The sequence below is a fragment of the Pseudomonas sp. BSw22131 genome (assembly GCF_026810445.1).
GTDB lineage: Bacteria > Pseudomonadota > Gammaproteobacteria > Pseudomonadales > Pseudomonadaceae > Aquipseudomonas > Aquipseudomonas huanghezhanensis.
Window position 1 is genome coordinate 5,234,751 of sequence record NZ_CP113949.1, and the last position, 20,646, is coordinate 5,255,396.

The following is a 20,646-nucleotide window of genomic DNA, read 5'->3' on the forward strand; positions in this document are numbered from 1 at the left end:
CATCCCTCTTTAAAACAGTTCGGGCCTCGCTCACGTCGAGAGCCTCCTGCCGATTGTTATTTGTGCTGGCGTAATTCGGGCTGACCGAGGCTGGTCAGTAAATTGCCGAGTTCAACCAATTCGGGTCTACGCGTCAGCACCGCTTCTATATAGGCGAAGAAGCGCGGCACGTCGGCCACATAGCGCGGCTTGCCATCACGGTGGCAGATGCGCGCAAAAATCCCGATCACCTTCAAATGTCGCTGTACGCCCATCAAATCGCTGGCCCGCAGAAACTCATCGACACTGGCCTGCACCGGCAAACCCAATGCCAAAGCACGCCCCCAGTAACCTTTTAGCCAGCCCTGGACACGCTCCTCCGGCCAACTCAAAAACGCGTCCTTGAACAGGCACGTGATGTCATAAGTCACCGGGCCATACACCGCGTCCTGAAAGTCCAGCACGCCGGGATTGGGCTCACTGAGCATCAGATTGCGTGGCATGAAGTCTCGATGCACCAGCACTTTAGGCTGCGCCAGGGCACTTTCGATCAATAGATTACTGATCTGCTCCCAGCTCGCTTGCTGCGCCTGATCGAACTCGATGCCCAGATGACGCTTCACGTACCACTCCGGGAACAACTCAAGCTCACGGCTCAGCAGCGCAACATCGTAGCTGGGCAGCGGTGCATCCATGGGCAGTTGCTGATACGCCAGCAGCGCATCAATGGCATCGGCAAATAATTGATCGGCGTTCTGTTCATTGATCACGTCGAGAAACGTTTTCTGACCGAGATCGTTCAGTAGCAAGAAGCCTTGTGTCAGGTCTTCGGCATAAATTTTTGGAACATTAATTCCTGACTCGCTCAACAAATGAGCGATATCAACGAACGGTTTGCAGTTTTCCTGGGGGGGCGGAGCGTCCATGACGATAAAAGTCCGGCCTTCGCCCTCCCACCGAAAATATCGACGAAAACTCGCGTCGCTACTGGCCGCAGTCAACGTGGCCGGGGGTATCGGGCCCCAATTTTGCGCAGCAAAGAGGATTGAAAGTTGCTCATCAAGCCAAACTTTCAGGTGTTGCAGGCGTACATCTTGATCTGGCATTACAAGGGTCTCCGACGGCGCTAGCCGTCAAGCGGGTCATGCTTTATTATCCGACATCTTTTTCAGCCCATCGAGAGGCGTGCGGCCCCCCCGCGGGCAGATGGCGCGCAGGAAGCCCGGATTAATAAGATGGCATTGAAATCCCCCGCGTTTCGTAAAAAATTTCCGTTGCTTGTAACCGGCAGTTTGCTGGCCATGCAACCTTTAGCCACCCAATACGCGGTGGCGGCAGAACAGTTTGACTGCTCGGTATCCGCCGCAGGCTCCTGGGATTGCGCACCAAAAGCAACCGCTGCGCAGTTGCCTCCACGGCCTGTGCACAGCGCGACCAGTGTCAGCTCCAATGGCACAGTGATCGAATCCGGTACTGCTTCCGGTGGTGAAGTCGTGCCCAAGACGACTCTGGTCACCGAGGCCAAGGGCCGTGGCCTGAGATCGCGCAGTGCCGATTACAGCCACCTCGACTGGGTTCCCCGCGAGCGACTGACCGCAGCACAACTGGCCGAAACCGGTCCGTACTGCTCCGGCGCTTACATCGAGCCTATTCGTCCTGGCATGGACGACAAGACGCCCAAAAGCGACGCCCCCACCTTTATCGGTGCCAAGGCTTCACGCTATGAGCAAGAAGCACAGGTCGCGACCCTGGCCGGTGATGTCGTCATGCGTCAGGGCAGCATGCAGCTTCAAGCTCAGGAAGCTTCGCTGCATCAGGCCGAGAACCGTGGCGAGCTGAACGGCGATGTCCGTCTGCGCGATAACGGTGCCCTGATCGTCGGCGATCATGCCGAGGTCCAGCTCGACACGGGCGAAGCCCAGATCGACAACGCTGAATACGTTCTGCACAAATCCAACATCCGAGGCAACGCGCTGTACGCAAAACGTGCAGAGAACGCGATCATCCGGCTGAAGGACGGTACGTACACCACGTGCGAACCGAACAGCAACGCCTGGACCATCAAGGGCAACAACATCACGCTGAACCCGGCCACCGGTTTCGGTACGGCGACCAACGCCACGCTTCGGGTCAAAGACATCCCGATTCTGTACACCCCGTACATCTACTTCCCGATCGACGACCGTCGCCAGTCAGGCTTCCTGCCACCCACCATCGGTGCCAGCAGCGATACTGGCCTGTCGTTGCTCACGCCTTACTACTTCAACCTGGCGCCTAACTACGACGCCACGTTGTACCCCACCTACATGGCCAAACGCGGCTTGTTGATGGAAGGCGAGTTCCGCTACCTGACCAAAAGCAGCGAAGGTCAGTTCGGCGGCGGTTACCTGAACGACGAAGACGACGATCGCAAGCTGCAGTCTGATTACACCGACAAGCGCTGGATGATCAACTGGCAGCACCAGGGCGGTCTCGATTCGCGCTGGGCGACGCATGTCGACTTCACCGACATCAGCGACCCGTACTACTTCAAGGATTTGAAGACGGGCCAGGAAGGCATCGGCGTTCACGACTATGTCAATCAGCAAGCTGACCTGACTTACCGGGGTGACAGCTACGTCGCACGCCTGAACGCGCAGCAATATGAGCTGGCAACCGTCACGCAGATCACCCCTTACGGCCGGCTGCCTCAGTTAACGCTGGACGGCACGCTGCCTTACAGCCCTGGGGGCCTGAAGTTTGGTTACGAAACGGAAGCCGTTCGGTTTGATCGTGATTTGAGAACCGGCAATTACACCGACCAGGATGGCATCGTCAGCCCTCGCCTGGACAGAAACGTTGCGGGTCTTGCGCGCGCCAATGGCGATCGACTGAACCTCGCTCCGTCAATGAGCCTGCCGCTGACCGCCTCTTACGGCTTTGTCACGCCGAAGTTGAAATACGTCTACACCAAATACGATCTTGATTTGGACAGCCAGGGCAAGAGCACGTTGCTGCCAGGTGAAACGTTCAACACCTCGCAGGACCGCGGCGTTCCAATCTTCAGCGTAGACAGCGGCCTGTATTTCGACCGCAACACTCAATGGTTCGGCAAGGACTATCGTCAAACGCTCGAGCCGCGCCTGTACTACTTGTACGTGCCGGAGAAAAACCAGGATGACATCCCGATTTTCGACTCGGGTGAAACAACCTTCAACTACGCCTCGCTGTTCCGCGACAACCGCTTCGTCGGCTCCGACCGCATCGGCGACGAAAACAAACTGTCGCTGGGCGTGACCAACCGCTGGATCGAAGACAACGGCTTTGAGCGTCAGCGATTCAGTATCGGCCAAGCCCTGTACTTCGCGGACCGCAAAGTGCAACTGCCGGGCATCAGCTTCGAAGACCGTCAGGACGCCAGAGCGAATGTTTCGCCGTACGCGCTGGAATACGAATATCGCTTCAACCGTGACTGGCGCGCTTCGTCGGATTTCAACTGGGATCCGGATAGCCACAGCACCCGTTCCGGCAGCGCGATGGTTCACTACCAGCCTGAAGACAACCCGGGCAAGATCATCAACGCTGGCTATCGCTACCGTAATGACCAGGTTCGCTACGACCAGACCACAGGTCGCTGGAGCGTTGGCGGTGGCGACTTTGGTACCCCAGGACAACCGGGTTACATCAAGGACTACTACAAGATCCAGCAGCATGACTTCTCGGTCATCTGGCCAATCGTTCCTCAATGGAGTGCGATCAGCCGCTGGCAGTACGACTACAACCGTAACCGTACCCTTGAAGCCTTTGGTGGCTTTGAATACGACAACTGCTGCTGGAAGCTCCGCCTGATCAATCGCTACTGGGTTGACTACGACGAGAACACCCAGGAAGCGCCTCAGAACGAAAAAGGCGACCGCGGCATTTTCCTACAAATTGTGTTGAAGGGACTTGGTGGCGTTGTTGGCCAGAAAGTAGAGAGCTTCCTCGACCAAGGCATCCAAGGTTATCGTGAACGTGAAGACCAAGCTTTCTGATTGTCTGCGCCCCCTGATGTTGGGCGCTTTACTCATCGGTTCGGTGGCGCACGCTGAAGTGCGCTCCATCGACAAAGTTGCCGCCATCGTCGACAACGACGTGGTCATGCAAAGCCAGCTGGACCAGCGTATCCGCGAAGTCCAGCAGACGATTGCCAAGCGTGGCCAGGGCGTACCGCCCCCAAGCGCTTTGCAATCGCAGGTACTGGACCGACTGATTCTGGAAAACCTTCAACTGCAGATCGGCGAACGCTCAGGCATTCGCATCACAGATGAGGAGCTGAACCAGGCCATCGGCACCATCGCTCAGCGCAACCAGATGAGTATCGAGCAGTTCAAGGCCGCTCTGGTTCACGACGGTTTGTCGTACCAGAGCGCTCGCGAGCAGGTTCGTCGGGAAATGATCATCAGCCGGGTGCGTCAGCGCCGGGTTGCCGAGCGCATTCAGGTATCGGAACAGGAAGTCAAAAACTTCCTTGCTTCGGATTTGGGCAAAGCGCAATTTTCCGAAGAGTTTCACCTGGCCAACATCCTGATTCCTACGCCTGATAGCGCGACGTCTGCCCAGATCCAGGCAGCCGCTGCCAAGGCAAAAGACATCTACGGCAAGCTCCAGCAAGGCGCTGACTTCGGTCAGATGGCAATCGCTTCCTCTGCGAGCGAAAGCGCGTTGGAAGGCGGCGACATGGGCTGGCGCAAAGCTGCCCAACTGCCACCGCCTTTCGGTGACATGCTCAGCACCATGCGCGCTGGCGAAGTAACGCCTCCTGCGCGCACGCCGGGTGGTTTCATCATCCTCAAACTGCTGGAAAAACGCGGCGGCGAAGGCCAGACCCAGATGCGCGACGAAGTGCATGTGCGTCACATCCTGATCAAGCCAAGTGAAATCCGCACCGAGGCCGAAACCAAGCTTCTGGCGCAGAAGATTTACGACCGTATCCAGAATGGCGAAGACTTCGGCGAACTGGCGAAGAGCTTCTCCGAAGATCCGGGTTCGGCGCTCAACGGTGGCGACCTGAACTGGGTTGATCCTAACTCGTTGGTCCCCGAGTTCCGTGAAGTCATGGCTGAAACGCCGCAGGGCACGCTTTCCAAGCCCTTCCAGACGCAATATGGCTGGCACGTGCTTGAAGTATTGGGCCGTCGCGCAACTGACAGCACCAATCAGGCGCGTGAACAACAAGCAATGTCCGTACTGCGTAACCGCAAATACGACGAAGAGCTGCAGACCTGGTTGCGTCAGATTCGTGACGAAGCCTACGTTGAAATCAAAATCCCTGGCGCTGACCAGGCTGCGCAGTGAAACCAAAGCGTTTCGCACTGACACCCGGCGAGCCCGCTGGCATTGGTCCCGACCTGTGCTTGCTGCTCGCCGCGCACCCTCAGCCCTACCCCCTGATTGCTATCACTAGCCGCGACTTGCTCACTGAGCGAGCCGTGCTGTTGGGTGTGGCCGTCACGCTTGTGCCGGTTAAGCCAGACGCCTGGCCTGATGTGCCCGCCCCTGCTCACAGCCTTTATGTCTGGGACACCCCGCTTCAAGCGCCGGTGACGGCAGGGACGCTGGACAAGGCCAATGGCTCGTTCGTCTTGCAGACATTGACCCGTGCGGGTGAAGGCTGCATGAACGGCGACTTCGTCGGCATGATTACCGCACCGGTCCATAAAGGCGTGATCAACGAGAGCGGCATCGCCTTCTCGGGTCACACCGAATTTCTGGCCGAACTGACCAGCACCGAGCAAGTGGTCATGATGCTCGCCACCGGTGACCTGCGCGTGGCGTTGGTCACGACGCATCTTCCCCTGCGTGAAGTCGCTGACGCCATAACGCCAGACCGTCTGGAGCGGGTGACCCGTATCCTGCATGCCGACCTGGTGAACAAGTTCGGCATCGCGCATCCGCGGATTCTGGTCTGCGGACTCAACCCGCACGCTGGCGAAAGCGGGCATCTGGGCCGCGAAGAAATCGACATTATCGAACCTACATTGGAGCGCCTGCGCAGCGAGGGCCTTGATTTGCGAGGCCCGCTGCCTGCCGACACTCTGTTTACCCCGAAATATCTGGAGCACTGCGATGCGGTGCTGGCGATGTACCACGATCAGGGCCTGCCCGTACTCAAGTACAAAGGCTTCGGCGCAGCGGTCAACGTGACCCTGGGTTTACCGATCATCCGCACCTCCGTCGATCACGGCACCGCGCTGGATCTGGCGGGTAGCGGCAAGATCGACACGGGTAGTCTGAAGGTCGCACTGGAAACCGCCTACCAGATGGCAGAGACGCATTAATGAGCGAGCAATTCCAACACAAGGCGCGCAAGCGCTTTGGGCAAAACTTCCTGCACGACGCAGGTGTGATCGACAAGATCCTGCGCGCGATCCGTGCCAAGCCTGAGGACCGCATGCTGGAAATCGGCCCGGGCCAGGGCGCACTGACCGAGGGCCTGCTCAACAGCACCGCTCAACTCGACGTAGTGGAACTGGACAAGGACCTGATCCCGATCCTGATGCACCAATTCGGCAGCAAACCGAACTTCAATCTGCATCAGGGCGACGCGCTCAAGTTCGACTTCACCAGCCTCAACGCCGTGCCAGGCAGCCTGCGCGTGGTGGGCAACCTGCCGTACAACATCTCGACGCCGCTGATTTTCCACCTGTTGCAAAACGCCAGCCTGATCCGCGACATGCACTTCATGCTGCAAAAAGAAGTCGTCCAGCGTCTGGCAGCGACCCCCGGCGGTGGAGACTATGGCCGCCTGTCGATCATGGTTCAGTACCACTGCCGCGTGGAACACCTGTTCAACGTGGGTCCGGGAGCGTTCAACCCCCCGCCGAAAGTTGATTCGGCCATCGTCCGTTTGGTGCCCCATGAAACCCTGCCCCACCCGGCCAAGGACCATCGAGTGCTTGAGCGCGTGGTTCGTGAAGCGTTCAACCAGCGCCGCAAGACCCTGCGCAATACACTCAAAGCCCTGCTGACCAGCGAAGAAATCACCGAAGCCGGGGTTGATGGTGGATTGCGTCCAGAACAGCTGGACCTTGCCGCTTTTGTCCGTCTGGCCGATAAACTTAGCGAGAAGCCTGCGGTCGAGTAAGAGGGTCAGGAGATGTCAGCACCCGGCTCTCATTGTTTCTTTAGCCGCGACATGTCCTAGACTGACTCTACACCGGGCTTCTTTCCGGCTTTTTCCGCTCTCGCTTTTAAGGCCTCTTGCATGTCCGATTCCCGTTATCAGGTCGACGTCAGCGTCGTTACCCGCTTCCTTGAAGAACAGTCGCAGCCTGAGCAGAACCGCTTTGCCTTCGCCTACATCGTCACGGTCCACAACAACGGCTCGCTGCCTGCCAAGTTGCTGGCCCGACACTGGGTCATCACCGATGGCGATGGCAACGTCGAAGAAGTGCGCGGCGACGGCGTCGTCGGTCAGCAGCCATTGATTCAGGCCGGCCAAAGCCATACCTACAGCAGTGGCACCGTCATGACCACCACGGTGGGTAACATGCAGGGTACTTATCAAATGCTTGCCGAAGATGGCAAACGCTTCGATGCCGTGATCGCGCCGTTCCGGCTGGCGGTGCCCGGGGCTCTGCACTGATGGCGGTTTACGCAGTCGGCGACCTTCAGGGTTGCCTTGCACCTCTTGAATGCTTGCTCGAACACGTCGGTTTCGAACCCGGCAAAGACCAGCTGTGGCTGGTGGGTGACCTGATCAATCGGGGGCCTCAATCGCTGGAAACCCTGCGCTACATCTACGCGATGCGTGACTCGGTGGTGTGCGTGCTCGGCAATCACGACCTGCACTTGCTCGCCGCGGGCCGCAACATCGAGCGCCTGAAAAAAGGCGACACACTGCGCGAGATCCTCGAAGCCCCGGATGCAGAACTGCTGCTCCAATGGCTACGCCGGCAAAAAATGATGCATTACGATGCTGAACGCGACATTGCACTGGTGCACGCGGGCATCCCGCCGCAGTGGACCCTGAAAAAAGCGCTGCGGTGCGCCGAAGAAGTCGAAGAAGCGTTGCGCGACGATAACCGGTTTGAGCCTTTCCTCGATGGCATGTATGGCAATGAGCCCGCCAAGTGGGACAAAGATCTGCACGGCGTTGCGCGTCTGCGGGTGATTACCAACTACTTCACACGCATGCGGTTCTGCACCAGCGACGGCAAACTCGACTTCAAAGCCAAAGAAGGCATCGATGCCGCGCCGCCGGGTTACGCACCCTGGTTCCGCCACAAAGATCGCAAGACCAAGGGCCTGAGTATTATTTTTGGCCATTGGGCAGCCCTCGAGGGACGCTGCGATGAGCCGGGCATCTATGCGCTGGACACCGGCTGCGTATGGGGCGCCGCGCTTTCGATGCTCAATGTCGACACGCGCCAGATGCACCGCTGCGAATGCGACGCCAAGGGCAACGCCGAGCTGGGCAAGGTTCGTACATTGACCACGCAGGAACAAAACGCAATCAGGCATTAGAATTCATTCTTCACAGATCCCGACTGCTCGGGATCATTGCGGCCGAGGAGCCTACCCCATGACCGACTTCAAACGCATCGCTCCCGAACAGGCTCAAGCCCTGCGCGAACAAGGCGCAGTGCTGGTAGATGTACGCGACCAACAGACATTTGACAGCAACCACATCCCCGACTCCCATCACCTGGATAACCACTCCATCGCCGACTTCATCCGCGAAGCCGACCTGGATAAACCGTTGGTTGTGGTCTGCTACCACGGCAACTCCAGTCAGAGCGCGGCGGCCTATCTGGTCGGCCAGGGATTCTCGGATGTATACAGCCTGGACGGTGGTTTTGAGCTGTGGAAAACCACGTTTCCTGCCGAAACCGCTTAAGGCTGAAACAAAAAATATTTTTCTCCCCGCGATCCCGCGTCCTACGTGGGCTCGCGCATCCAACTGACGAACGGCTAGCGTTCGATTACACGCATTCCTTCTTTCTCTCTTCGATTCCGAACTATCCTAAGACGCAGGCCATCCGAATCAGGGGAGAGCCGGTACACCGGCGCGTGGGTCATCGGTAGTTATTTATAGGGTGTTCTGGGGGGTAATTAGCCACTGAGCGATCAGTCGCTAACCAGCATCAACTGACGATCCGCCGCCGGCTCCACGTATCGAGCGAGGTGACGTCATGAGTATTTTTAGCCACTTCCAACAACGCTTTGAATCGACACGCCAGGAAGAGCTCTCGCTACAGGAGTACCTCGAGCTCTGCAAACAGGACCGCAGTGCTTACGCGTCGGCCGCTGAACGTCTGCTGCTGGCGATTGGTGAGCCTGAATTGTTCGACACCTCGACCAACTCGCGGCTATCACGAATCTTTTCCAACAAGGTCATTCGGCGCTATCCCGCGTTCGAAGAATTCCACGGCATGGAAGATTGCATCGAGCAAATCGTCTCGTACTTCCGCCACGCCGCTCAGGGCCTCGAGGAAAAGAAACAGATCCTTTATCTGCTCGGTCCGGTAGGCGGCGGTAAATCGTCTCTGGCTGAAAAACTCAAATCGCTGGTCGAAAAAATACCTTTCTACGCCATCAAGGGCTCCCCGGTTTTCGAATCACCCTTGGGCCTCTTCAAACCCACCGAAGACGGGACGATCCTCGAAGAGGACTACGGCATCCCGCGCCGGTACCTGAACACCATCATGTCGCCTTGGGCAACCAAACGTCTGGCCGAATTTGGAGGTGACATCAGCCAGTTCAAGGTGGTGAAGCTCTATCCGTCGATCCTCAACCAGATCGCTGTGGCTAAAACCGAACCGGGCGATGAGAACAACCAGGATATTTCGGCGCTGGTCGGTAAGGTCGATATCCGCAAGCTCGAAGAGTACCCACAGAACGACGCCGACGCTTACAGCTACTCGGGCGCATTGTGCCGGGCCAACCAGGGTCTGATGGAATTCGTCGAGATGTTCAAGGCGCCAATCAAGGTGCTCCACCCGTTGCTGACCGCTACACAGGAAGGTAACTACAACAGCACCGAAGGTTTGGGCGCGATTCCCTTTACCGGCATCTTGCTGGCCCACTCCAATGAATCGGAATGGCACAGCTTCCGTAATAACAAGAATAACGAAGCGTTCATTGACCGGATCTACATCGTGAAGGTGCCTTACTGCCTGCGCGTCAGTGACGAGATAAAGATCTACGACAAGCTGCTGTTCAACAGCTCGCTGGCCAAGGCGCATTGCGCGCCAGATACCTTGAAAATGCTGGCGCAATTCACAGTCTTGTCGCGACTGAAAGAGCCGGATAATTCCAACATCTACTCGAAGATGAGGGTGTACGACGGCGAGAACCTGAAAGACACCGACCCCAAAGCCAAGTCGATCCAGGAATACCGCGACAGCGCGGGTGTGGACGAGGGCATGAACGGTTTGTCGACACGGTTTGCGTTCAAAATCCTGTCGAAAGTCTTCAACTTCGACCCGCACGAAATCGCCGCGAACCCGGTGCATCTGCTTTACGTGCTGGAGCAACAGATCGAGCAAGAGCAGTTTCAGGCGGAAACCCGCGAGCGTTACCTGCGCTTCATCAAGGAATATCTGGCTCCGCGTTATATCGAGTTCATCGGCAAGGAAATCCAGACTGCCTATCTGGAGTCCTACAGCGAATACGGACAAAACATTTTCGACCGCTATGTGCTGTATGCAGATTTCTGGATTCAGGATCAGGAATACCGCGATCCTGAAACCGGAGAAATCCTGAACCGAGTGGCTCTGAACGAAGAACTGGAAAAAATCGAGAAACCTGCAGGCATCAGCAATCCGAAGGATTTCCGTAACGAGATCGTTAACTTCGTGTTGAGGGCCCGCGCCAACAACAACGGCAAGAACCCAACCTGGCTCAGCTACGAGAAGCTGCGGGTGGTGATCGAGAAGAAAATGTTCTCCAACACCGAGGACCTGCTGCCGGTTATCAGCTTCAACGCCAAGGCGAGCAAGGACGATCAGCAAAAGCACAACGATTTTGTCACCCGAATGGTCGAGCGCGGTTACACCGACAAACAGGTACGGCTGCTCTCCGAGTGGTACCTGCGCGTCCGGAAGTCGCAGTAACGCAGCTGTAAGCTACAGGCTTCAAGCGGCAAGCTGGACCGGTCAGCTTTTCGAGTCGGACCGGCCTGCGCTTGCGGCTTGCAGCTGTTTTCTACTTGCAGCTGCCCGGAGGGCTCCAGATGGGTTATGTGATCGATCGACGCCTTAATGGCAAAAACAAAAGCACGGTGAATCGGCAGCGCTTCCTGCGCCGTTACCGTGATCACATCAAAAAAGCAGTCGAAGAAGCCGTCAGTCGCCGCTCCATCACTGACATGGAGCATGGCGAGCAAATCAGTATTCCCGGTCGCGATATCGATGAGCCCGTTTTGCACCATGGCCGCGGTGGCAAGCAAACCGTCGTGCATCCGGGCAACAAAGAGTTCACCTCTGGCGAACATATCGCCCGTCCACAAGGAGGCGGCGGTGGGAAAGGTCCTGGAAAGGCAGGCAATTCCGGCGAAGGCATGGATGAGTTTTCTTTTCAGATCACTCAAGAAGAGTTCCTTGAGTTCATGTTCGAGGACCTTGAACTGCCGAACCTGGTGAAGCGCAATCTCACCGGCACCGACACGTTCAAAACCGTCCGCGCCGGTATCAGCAACGAGGGCAATCCTTCCCGCATCAACATAATTCGCACATTGCGTTCGGCTCATGCCCGAAGGATTGCGCTGTCCGGCAGCAGCCGCGCAAAACTCAGAGAGGTCACAGCTGAACTCGAGCGCATGCGGCGCGAAGAGCCCGATAACTTCGGCGATATTCAAGAGCTGGAGGCTGAATCCGAAAAGCTCAAAGCGCGTATTCGCCGTGTCCCGTTTCTTGACACGTTCGACCTCAAATACAACCTGCTGGTAAAGCAGCCCAACCCCAGTTCCAAAGCGGTTATGTTTTGCCTGATGGACGTTTCGGGTTCGATGACCCAAGCGACCAAAGACATCGCCAAACGCTTCTTCATCCTGCTGTACCTTTTTCTCAAGCGTAATTACGACAAGATCGAGGTCGTGTTCATACGCCATCACACCAGCGCCCGCGAAGTCGACGAAGAGGAGTTTTTTTATTCTCGGGAAACCGGCGGCACCATCGTTTCCAGTGCACTGAAGCTGATGCAGGAGATCATGGCCGAGCGCTACCCCACCAACGAATGGAATATCTACGCAGCTCAAGCCTCGGATGGCGATAACTGGAACGATGACTCGCCCATCTGCCGTGACATTCTGATCAAGCAGATCATGCCCTTTGTGCAGTACTACACTTATGTCGAAATCACACCGCGTGAACATCAGGCGCTGTGGTTCGAGTACGAACGCATCGGTGAGGCCTTTGCCGATACCTTTGCCCAGCAGCAGCTGGTTTCTGCCGGTGATATCTATCCGGTATTCCGTGAACTCTTCCAGCGCAGGTTAGTGACATGACCGCTAGAGAGCAGAAGCGCCAACCCCTCTCCACGGGTTCCGAGTGGACGTTTGAACTGATCCAGGCGTACGACCGGGAAATCAGTCGCATCGCCGAGCGTTACGCCCTGGACACTTATCCCAACCAGATCGAGGTCATCACCGCAGAGCAGATGATGGACGCCTATGCGTCGGTCGGGATGCCGCTGGGTTATCACCACTGGTCCTACGGCAAACACTTCCTCAGCACCGAAAAGTCCTACTCGCGTGGACAGATGGGCCTGGCGTACGAAATCGTCATCAACTCTGATCCCTGCATCGCCTATCTGATGGAAGAAAACACCATCTGCATGCAGGCCTTGGTGGTGGCGCACGCTTGTTACGGTCATAACAGCTTTTTCAAAGGCAACTACCTGTTCCGCACCTGGACCGACGCCAGCTCGATCATCGATTATCTGGTGTTCGCCAAGCAGTACATCATGCAATGCGAGGAGCGCCACGGCATCGATGCCGTCGAAGACCTGCTCGACTCCTGTCATGCACTGATGAATTACGGCGTCGACCGTTACAAGCGGCCGTACCCGATTTCTGCTGAAGAGGAACGACGTCGGCAGAAAGACCGCGAGGAGCATCTGCAGAAGCAGATCAATGACTTGTGGCGCACCATCCCCAAAAGCGCCGACAAGAACAACAAGGAGGACAACGCGCGTTTCCCGGCCGAGCCGCAGGAGAACATTCTTTATTTCATCGAGAAACACGCACCGTTGCTGGAGCCATGGCAGCGTGAAGTGGTGAGGATCGTTCGCAAGATCGCGCAGTACTTTTACCCACAGCGCCAGACACAGGTCATGAACGAAGGCTGGGCGACGTTCTGGCACTACACCTTGATGAATGACCTGTACGACGAAGGTCTGGTGACCGATGGTTTCATGATGGAGTTCCTGACGTCGCACACCAGCGTGATCTATCAACCTGGCTTCGACAGCCCCTACTACAGCGGTATTAACCCCTACACGCTGGGCTTTGCCATGTATCAGGACATCCGGCGGATGTGTGAAAAGCCCACTGACGAGGATCGCAAGTGGTTCCCTGACATTGCCGGCACGGATTGGCTGACAGCCGTGAAGTTCGCCATGAGCAGCTTTAAGGACGAGAGTTTCATCCTGCAATACCTGTCGCCAAAAGTGATTCGCGATCTGAAGCTCTTCAGCATCATGGACGACGACCAGAAAGACGACTTGCTGGTGCCTGCGATCCATGACGAGCCGGGTTACAAGATCATTCGCGAAACCCTCGCGGCCCAGTACAACCTTGGCAATCGGGAACCCAATGTGCAGATTTACAGCATCGACCGGCGGGGCGACCGGTCACTGACACTGCGCCATCAACAACATGATCGCAAACCGCTCGGCGACTCCACAGACGAGGTTCTCAAGCATTTGCACCGGCTGTGGGGGTTCGATATCCACCTGGAAACCCTGCAAGGCGATCATGTGATGAAAGTCCATCATGTTCCGCCACGAAGCGAGCACGCTGAAAGTGAATATCCCAGGCTCGATTTGGCGGTCGTACATCTTTAACCAGTAACAGCGCCGTTTTAACCTCCGCGAGCGTGACGTTAGGTTTATCCTGTCGCGCTCACGGAGGTTTTTTCATGCAATTTTATAAAGTCGGCGGCGCTGTACGTGATCGCCTGCTCGGTAAACCGGTCGCAGACGTCGACTGGGTCGTGGTTGGCGCCACCACTGATGAAATGCTCATCAAAGGGTATCGTCCGGTAGGGACTGATTTTCCGGTGTTTCTACACCCCATGACCGGAGAGGAATACGCGCTGGCGCGCACTGAGCGCAAAAGCGGACATGGCTATAACGGCTTCGTGTTTCACGCAGCGCCGGACGTCACGCTGGAAGAAGACCTGATACGTCGGGATCTGACCATCAATGCCATCGCCGAAGACAAAGACGGCAAACTGACTGACCCCTATCACGGCCAACAAGATCTTGAAGCTCGGATTTTGCGTCACGTTTCTCCGGCGTTCGCAGAAGATCCGCTGCGTGTCCTTCGCGTTGCCCGATTCGCAGCCCGCTACGCTCCGGATGGTTTCACCATTGCTCCAGATACTCTGGACTTGATGCGCGAGCTGAGCGAATCCGGCGAACTGCAAGCGCTCACGCCCGAGCGCAGCTGGAAAGAAATCTCACGCGCCCTGATGGAAAGCCAGCCACAAGTGTTCATCCGCGTGCTGCGTGATTGCGGCGCCCTCAAAGTGCTTATCCCGGAAGTCGACGCACTCTTCGGTGTTCCGCAACCAGAAGCGCACCATCCGGAAATCGATACCGGCCTGCATGTGTTGAGCGTGCTTGAACAATCTGCCATTCATCGCCAGCCCCTCAGTGTTCGCTGGGCCTGCCTGCTGCACGACTTGGGCAAGGGGGTGACACCCGAGGCTGATTGGCCAAGACACATTGCCCATGAGTACACCGGCCTGAAGCTGATCAAGTCGGTGAACGCGCGGTTCAAAGTGCCGAGAGACTGTCAGGAATTGGCCCTGCTAGTGGGCCAGTACCACACCCACGGACACCGTGCACTGGAACTCAAGCCCTCGACCCTGCTTGATCTGCTTCAGACATTCGATGTCTATCGCAGACCGCAACGCTTCGAAGAGTTTGTCGTGGCTTGTGAAATGGATGCGCGTGGTCGTAGAGGCCTGGAGGATCGCAGTTATCCACAAGCCGAATATTTGCGCGGCGCGGCCGCCACCGCACGCGAAGTGCAGGTGCAGCCGCTACTGGAAAAGGGCTTCAAAGGGCAAGAACTGGGGGAGGCACTCAAGCTGGAACGGCTGAATGCGCTGAAGGTTTACAAGGCGACTTATAGCAACTGAGTCAAAACCTTTCGCGGGCAAGCGCGCTGCGACAGGAAACCGCGAGGCATCCTGGGAACGCGCTTGATCGCGATAATGCCTGCCTCGCTAGTCCTTAATCTCGGCAATCAGCTCTGACGGCGTCAATTGCTCGCCCCGCCAAGTGAAAGGCACCGGCCATAGCTTCTGATCGATCTGCGCTTCGGCCCATAATTGATGGCAGCTGATTCCTAATCCCGGATGTTCAAGGTCAGGGGCAACAAGCGACAAAGGCCACAAAACGAAAGCGTTTTTGACAATTTCAGCACGCGGCAAGACCAGCCCGTCGAAATTTCCGACCTGCTCTCCGTACAAGAGCACATCAATGTCCAGCGGCAAACCTCTGCGGTCCGGGGCGTAACGCCCATTATCGGCTTCGATGAGTTTCAGGTGACGATCCAGCTCGTTGAGTGGCATGTCGGTCAATGCCGACACAACCAGATTGATGAACGGACCGCTTTTTATGCCCACCGGATGGCTTTCAAACACCGGCGAACAGCTGACATCTTTCAAAAAGCCGCTCAACGCATCGAGCCCTGCGCACAGATGCTTTTCTCGCTCGATATTGCTACCCAGGCCCAGATAAATCCGTGTCAGCGACATCCGCGCTCGATCTCCACGCCCACGCCTTTGGCAGCCGGGACGGCGCCAGGCTTGGTCAGCTTGAGGTGTAGCCAGGGAATATGAAATTCACTCATCAACACCTCAGCCAAGCGCTCGGCGAAGGTTTCGACCAGCTGGAATTGAGAAACGTCGGCGAACGCCTGAATACGTGCCGAAACGCTGGCGTAATCGAGCGCCTTGCTCAGATCATCGCCCGCAGCGGCAGGCCGGTTGTCCCAGGCAAAGCTCAGGTCCAGTCGCAAGCACTGACGGATGCCGCGCTCCCAGTCGTACGCGCCAATCACCGTGTCGACTTCCAGGCCTTCAATAAACACTCTGTCCAACCCGCTCTCTCCGCTGCACGACAAGGGCGCAATGCGCCGTTAGAATCAGGGCTTCATCGCCCGGAATGGTTAGCATGTTTTGGTTACTTGCGTTCCTTGCCTACCTGCTTGGCTCCCTGTCCTTTGCCATCTTGTTGAGCCGCCTGACTGGCAGCCCGGACCCGCGTGCCAGCGGTTCAGGCAACGCGGGCGCGACTAATATGCTGCGCCTCGCGGGGAAAAAACTCGCCATCCTCACGCTGATCGGCGACCTGTGCAAAGGTCTGATCCCGGTGCTGATTGCAGGCTGGGCAGGCCTGAACCCTCGGCTTCAAGCCTGGATCGGCTTGTGTGCGGTGGTCGGGCATCTGTTCCCTCTGTACTTTCGCTTTCGCGGCGGTAAAGGTGTCGCCACGGCCGCCGGCGTGTTGCTAGGCCTGTATCTGCCAGCTGCCCTGCTTGCACTTGCGGCCTGGTTGCTGACGTTCTACCTGACCCGAACAAGCTCGCTGGCCGCGCTGATCGCCACGCCACTGACTTTGCCGTTGCTTGCCTGGCAAGAACCGCGAGCATTGGTGCCGATGACCGTGCTTACGCTACTGATCGTCTGGCGCCATCGGAGCAATCTACGCGACCTCTTCGCCGGGCGCGAACGGCATTTCTGAATCCCTCATCACACCCAATCAGCAATACGTATCAAAGCGCTGGCAACTGCTCCATCGGCCATCGTGCCTGCACGGTAATGCTCAAATTCTCTCGCTGGCCGGCCTGCAACCGCTGACAGCCAGCGAATGCGATCATCGCGCCGTTGTCGGTGCAGAACTCGGGACGCGCATAAAACACATTGCCGCCCATGCTGCCGAGCACTGCCTCAAGCGACAGGCGTAGCGCCTTGTTCGCGCTAACTCCGCCAGCGATGACCAGCCTTTTGAGACCTGTCTGCTTGAGCGCACGCTTGCATTTGATGGTCAACGTGTCCACCACCGCCTGCTGGAATGCCAAGGCGATGTCGCAACGGGTTTGCTCACCGTCGTCCCCAGCGCTTTGACACTGCTGCCAGGTATTGAGGGCAGAGGTCTTGAGGCCGCTGAAGCTGAACTCCAGCCCGGGACGATCTGTCATCGGCCGAGGAAAAAGGAAGCGTCCGGGCACACCGCTCAAAGCAAGGCGGGAGATTTCCGGTCCGCCCGGATAATGCAGCCCCATCATCTTCGCGGTCTTGTCAAACGCCTCACCTGCCGCGTCATCCAGCGTCTCGCCCAACAGCTCGTACTGACCGATGCCGTCGACTCTAACCAGCTGTGTATGGCCGCCTGACACCAACAAAGCGACGAACGGAAACTCGGGCGGGTTTTCCTCAAGCATCGGCGCCAGCAAGTGGCCTTCCATGTGGTGCACGCCGAGGGCCGGGATGCCCCATGCGAACGCTAACGCCTGCGCGCAGGAAGCCCCCACGAGCAATGCGCCCACCAGCCCTGGCCCGGCCGTGTAGGCGATGCCATCAATCTCGGTCACGGCGCAGTCCGCCTGAGCCAGCACTTGCCGGATCAAGGGCAGCATGCGCTTGACGTGATCGCGCGATGCCAGCTCCGGCACTACGCCGCCAAAGACCCGGTGCTGCTCGATCTGACTGAACAGCGCATCGCCGAGAAGCCCGCGTTCGCTGTCGTACAGGGCTACGCCGGTTTCATCGCAGGAGGTTTCCAATCCCAGTACTAACATGGGGTACGCCTTGTTGGGGCTAGATTCGAAGGCGCGCATAATAGTCGCCGCTCATCCCTGCGACCAGCGGTTTTCGATCAGAGGCTTTGCATTCCGCGCAATGAGGGGTTAACATCCGCAACCCTTAAAAACCGACGTACTTAGTGCAGTGTTTGCACCAAGCGTTGACCCCGGTAATGAATGAAGGTAGCTCTGGATGCCAGCCGTCAAAGTTAAAGAGAACGAACCCTTCGACGTAGCTCTGCGTCGTTTCAAGCGCTCCTGCGAAAAAGCCGGTGTTCTGGCTGAAGTTCGTAGCCGCGAATTTTACGAGAAGCCGACTTCGGAGCGTAAGCGTAAAGCAGCTGCTGCTGTTAAGCGTCACGCCAAGAAAGTTCAGCGCGAACAGCGCCGCGCCGTTCGCCTGTACTAATACAGACGTCTGTCGCAAGCTTCTGCCATGCCCGGCCTCAAAGCCGGGCTGTCGGCAGTTGCAGTTTTAGCCTCAAGCAACACCGACAGAGGCTGTCGATGACGCAGATGCGACTTAGACAAACCCCGTCAAACCTGTCTTGCCTGACTCAGGCCGCGTTGACCACGTCTACACTGCCCAAGCAACCGTCGTTACGCTTTGGATTCGCCACGATTTCTCTGGCGAAGCGCCTGATGATGAGAACGCCATGGCTGGACTGATTCCTCAAGGCTTTATTGACGACTTACTGAACCGCACCGACATCGTCGATGTTGTCAGCTCACGCGTTCAATTAAAAAAAACCGGCAAGAACTTCAGCGCCTGCTGTCCGTTCCACAAAGAAAAAACCCCATCGTTCAGCGTTAGCCCTGACAAGCAGTTCTACTATTGCTTTGGCTGTGGCGCGGGCGGCAATGCGCTTGGTTTCCTCATGGACCACGACAACCTGGATTTCCCCCAGGCGGTTGAGGACTTGGCGAAAGCAGCTGGCATGGAGGTACCGCGTGAACAAAGTGTCAAAGGCCAAAAGCCAAGACAGCCTACTGACTCTCCGCTCTACCCATTACTCACCGCCGCAGCCGACTTTTACCGTGCTGCGTTAAAGCGCCACCCGACGCGCAAATCCGCTGTGGAGTATCTGAAGGGCCGAGGCCTGTCAGGTGAAATCGCGCGGGACTTCGGTCTAGGCTTTGCGCCACCAGGCTGGGACAATCTTTACAAGCACCTGAGCAGCGACACGCTTCAACAGAAAGCGATGATTGATGCTGGCTTGCTGATCGAAAACGTGGAAACCGGCAAGCGCTATGACCGGTTTCGCGACCGCGTGATGTTTCCTATCCGCGACAGCCGTGGCCGTGTGATTGCGTTCGGTGGTCGGGTTCTTGGGGACGACAAGCCAAAATACCTGAACTCTCCGGAGACTCCGGTGTTCCATAAGGGTCAGGAGCTGTATGGCCTGTTCGAGGCAAGAAAGTACAACCGCAACCTTGACGAGATCATTGTCGTTGAGGGCTACATGGATGTCATCGCGCTCGCCCAACAAGGCCTGCGTAACGCAGTTGCAACGCTAGGTACCGCTACCAGCGAAGATCACTTGAAAAAGCTGTTTCGGGTCGTACCGAACGTGTTGTTTTGTTTCGATGGCGATCAGGCTGGCCGCAATGCCGCATGGCGCGCACTGGAAGCTGCACTGACAAGCCTGCAGGATGGCCGTCGCGCAAGGTTTCTGTTTCTGCCGGAAGGTGAAGACCCGGACACATTGGTTCGCTCGGAAGGCACAGACGCTTTCAAGGCGAGAATCGCGCAGCACGCTCAACCGCTGGCAGATTATTTTTTTGAGCAGTTGACCAAAGAGGCCGACCCGCGCTCGCTTGAGGGTAAAGCCCATATGGCCACCCTCGCGGCGCCGTTGATTGAGAGGGTCCCTGGGGCGAACCTGCGTGCATTGATGCGCCAGCGGTTGACCGAAATCACAGGGCTTAATACTGCGGCCATGAACCAACTGGCGCAGAACGCTCCTCAGGACGCACCACCCAGTTATGACCAGGGGATCGATTACGATGCCATCCCCGACTACAGCGACTATCAACCGCAAGACGCGTACGAAGCACAGACAGAATGGACACCGAACAAAACCGGTGGTCAGCAGAAGAAATGGGAAAAGAAACCGTGGGACGGTAAAAAGTGGGACAGGAACGGCAAACGGCCTGACTTTGAACCGCGCGGTCCACGGACACCGGCGACGGTTGAACCACCCACCCTTACCGCGCTCAGGACCTTGCTGCATCATCCTGAGCTGTCCGGAAAGGTTGAGGATGCCAGTCATTTCGCCGCAGAAGACAACGTTTATTCGCAGTTGCTGGTGGCTTTGCTCGAAGCACTGCAAAAGAATCCCAAGCTACGTTCGCTGCAACTGATCGCGAGGTGGCACGGGACAGATCAAGGACGATTATTACGACAGCTGGCGGAAAAGGAATGGCTGATATCGGCCGATAACCTTGAACAACAGTTTTTCGACACTATAACTAGCTTGTCCGCCCGCCAACGCGAGCGAAGCCTTGATCAATTGATCAGGAAGGAACGGCAGACCGGGTTGTCCGCTGAGGAAAAAGTTCAGCTGCTCAATCTGTTAAATCGCAAAGTTCCTGCACAAACCCCGACCTCAACTGGCGCGTGAGGTCCTAGCTCGGGTATAATCCCCGGCTTGTTTTTTGCCCGC

At 57.1% G+C, this 20,646-nt stretch carries 18 protein-coding genes; 14 read left to right on the forward strand and 4 right to left on the reverse strand.

Going from position 1 to position 20,646, the window contains the following annotated elements:
* Positions 1-56: 56 nt before the first annotated feature.
* The gene (locus OYW20_RS23680) at positions 57-1,085 is read right to left on the reverse strand and encodes an aminoglycoside phosphotransferase family protein (RefSeq protein WP_268798286.1); all 1,029 of its coding nucleotides are present in this window, start codon (positions 1,083-1,085) and stop codon (positions 57-59) included.
* A gap of 129 nt (positions 1,086-1,214) precedes the next feature.
* Here OYW20_RS23680 and OYW20_RS23685 point away from each other — a divergent pair, with 129 nt between their 5' ends.
* From OYW20_RS23685 to OYW20_RS23735, 11 genes are all read left to right on the forward strand, one after another.
* Positions 1,215-3,992, forward strand: coding sequence for an LPS-assembly protein LptD (locus tag OYW20_RS23685; protein WP_268798287.1), 2,778 nt, complete (start codon positions 1,215-1,217; stop codon positions 3,990-3,992).
* On the forward strand, positions 3,973-5,295 hold the full coding sequence (gene surA / locus OYW20_RS23690; RefSeq protein WP_268798288.1) for a peptidylprolyl isomerase SurA: 1,323 nt from the start codon (positions 3,973-3,975) through the stop codon (positions 5,293-5,295). Before OYW20_RS23685 ends, surA begins: the two co-directional genes overlap by 20 nt.
* A complete protein-coding gene (gene pdxA, locus OYW20_RS23695) occupies positions 5,292-6,278 on the forward strand; it encodes a 4-hydroxythreonine-4-phosphate dehydrogenase PdxA (RefSeq protein ID WP_268798289.1) in 987 nt (328 codons plus the stop codon). The genes surA and pdxA overlap by 4 nt, the downstream gene beginning before the upstream one ends.
* The gene (rsmA, locus tag OYW20_RS23700; RefSeq protein ID WP_268798290.1) at positions 6,278-7,084 is read left to right on the forward strand and encodes a 16S rRNA (adenine(1518)-N(6)/adenine(1519)-N(6))-dimethyltransferase RsmA; all 807 of its coding nucleotides are present in this window, start codon (positions 6,278-6,280) and stop codon (positions 7,082-7,084) included. Before pdxA ends, rsmA begins: the two co-directional genes overlap by 1 nt.
* Positions 7,085-7,204: 120 nt before the next feature.
* On the forward strand, positions 7,205-7,585 hold the full coding sequence (gene apaG, locus OYW20_RS23705; protein WP_268798291.1) for a Co2+/Mg2+ efflux protein ApaG: 381 nt from the start codon (positions 7,205-7,207) through the stop codon (positions 7,583-7,585).
* A complete protein-coding gene (locus OYW20_RS23710) occupies positions 7,585-8,466 on the forward strand; it encodes a symmetrical bis(5'-nucleosyl)-tetraphosphatase (RefSeq protein ID WP_268798292.1) in 882 nt (293 codons plus the stop codon). Before apaG ends, OYW20_RS23710 begins: the two co-directional genes overlap by 1 nt.
* Before the next feature lie 58 nt (positions 8,467-8,524).
* A complete protein-coding gene (gene glpE, locus OYW20_RS23715) occupies positions 8,525-8,839 on the forward strand; it encodes a thiosulfate sulfurtransferase GlpE (protein WP_268798293.1) in 315 nt (104 codons plus the stop codon).
* A gap of 295 nt (positions 8,840-9,134) precedes the next feature.
* Positions 9,135-11,057 (forward strand): PrkA family serine protein kinase, encoded by a 1,923-nt coding sequence (locus OYW20_RS23720; protein ID WP_268798294.1) that lies wholly within the window; start codon positions 9,135-9,137, stop codon positions 11,055-11,057.
* 119 nt (positions 11,058-11,176) lie between these two features.
* Positions 11,177-12,448 (forward strand): YeaH/YhbH family protein, encoded by a 1,272-nt coding sequence (locus OYW20_RS23725; protein ID WP_268798295.1) that lies wholly within the window; start codon positions 11,177-11,179, stop codon positions 12,446-12,448.
* Positions 12,445-14,007, forward strand: coding sequence for a SpoVR family protein (locus OYW20_RS23730; protein WP_268798296.1), 1,563 nt, complete (start codon positions 12,445-12,447; stop codon positions 14,005-14,007). Before OYW20_RS23725 ends, OYW20_RS23730 begins: the two co-directional genes overlap by 4 nt.
* Before the next feature lie 74 nt (positions 14,008-14,081).
* Positions 14,082-15,311 carry a multifunctional CCA addition/repair protein gene (locus OYW20_RS23735; protein WP_268798297.1) on the forward strand — a complete coding sequence of 410 codons (1,230 nt, stop codon included), beginning with the start codon at positions 14,082-14,084 and terminating at the stop codon, positions 15,309-15,311.
* Between the two features lie 87 nt (positions 15,312-15,398).
* Here the strand turns inward: OYW20_RS23735 and folK are convergent, their stop codons facing one another.
* Both folK and folB read right to left on the reverse strand, forming a co-directional pair.
* Entirely contained in the window at positions 15,399-15,932 is a 534-nt protein-coding gene (folK, locus tag OYW20_RS23740) for a 2-amino-4-hydroxy-6-hydroxymethyldihydropteridine diphosphokinase (RefSeq protein ID WP_268798298.1), read from the reverse strand.
* Positions 15,923-16,276 (reverse strand): dihydroneopterin aldolase, encoded by a 354-nt coding sequence (gene folB / locus OYW20_RS23745; RefSeq protein WP_268798299.1) that lies wholly within the window; start codon positions 16,274-16,276, stop codon positions 15,923-15,925. Before folB ends, folK begins: the two co-directional genes overlap by 10 nt.
* A gap of 74 nt (positions 16,277-16,350) precedes the next feature.
* On the opposite strand from folB, the gene plsY reads away from it, so the two are divergent.
* The gene (plsY, locus tag OYW20_RS23750; RefSeq protein WP_268798300.1) at positions 16,351-16,920 is read left to right on the forward strand and encodes a glycerol-3-phosphate 1-O-acyltransferase PlsY; all 570 of its coding nucleotides are present in this window, start codon (positions 16,351-16,353) and stop codon (positions 16,918-16,920) included.
* 31 nt (positions 16,921-16,951) lie between these two features.
* On the opposite strand, the gene tsaD is transcribed toward plsY, so the two are convergent.
* Positions 16,952-17,977 (reverse strand): tRNA (adenosine(37)-N6)-threonylcarbamoyltransferase complex transferase subunit TsaD, encoded by a 1,026-nt coding sequence (gene tsaD, locus OYW20_RS23755; protein WP_268798301.1) that lies wholly within the window; start codon positions 17,975-17,977, stop codon positions 16,952-16,954.
* Between the two features lie 196 nt (positions 17,978-18,173).
* Here tsaD and rpsU point away from each other — a divergent pair, with 196 nt between their 5' ends.
* Together rpsU and dnaG are read left to right on the forward strand one after the other, a co-directional pair.
* Positions 18,174-18,389 (forward strand): 30S ribosomal protein S21, encoded by a 216-nt coding sequence (gene rpsU / locus OYW20_RS23760; protein WP_002551877.1) that lies wholly within the window; start codon positions 18,174-18,176, stop codon positions 18,387-18,389.
* Positions 18,390-18,636: 247 nt separating this feature from the next.
* Positions 18,637-20,604, forward strand: a complete 1,968-nt coding sequence (dnaG, locus tag OYW20_RS23765) for a DNA primase (RefSeq protein ID WP_268798302.1) — start codon at positions 18,637-18,639, stop codon at positions 20,602-20,604.
* Positions 20,605-20,646 lie beyond the last annotated feature (42 nt).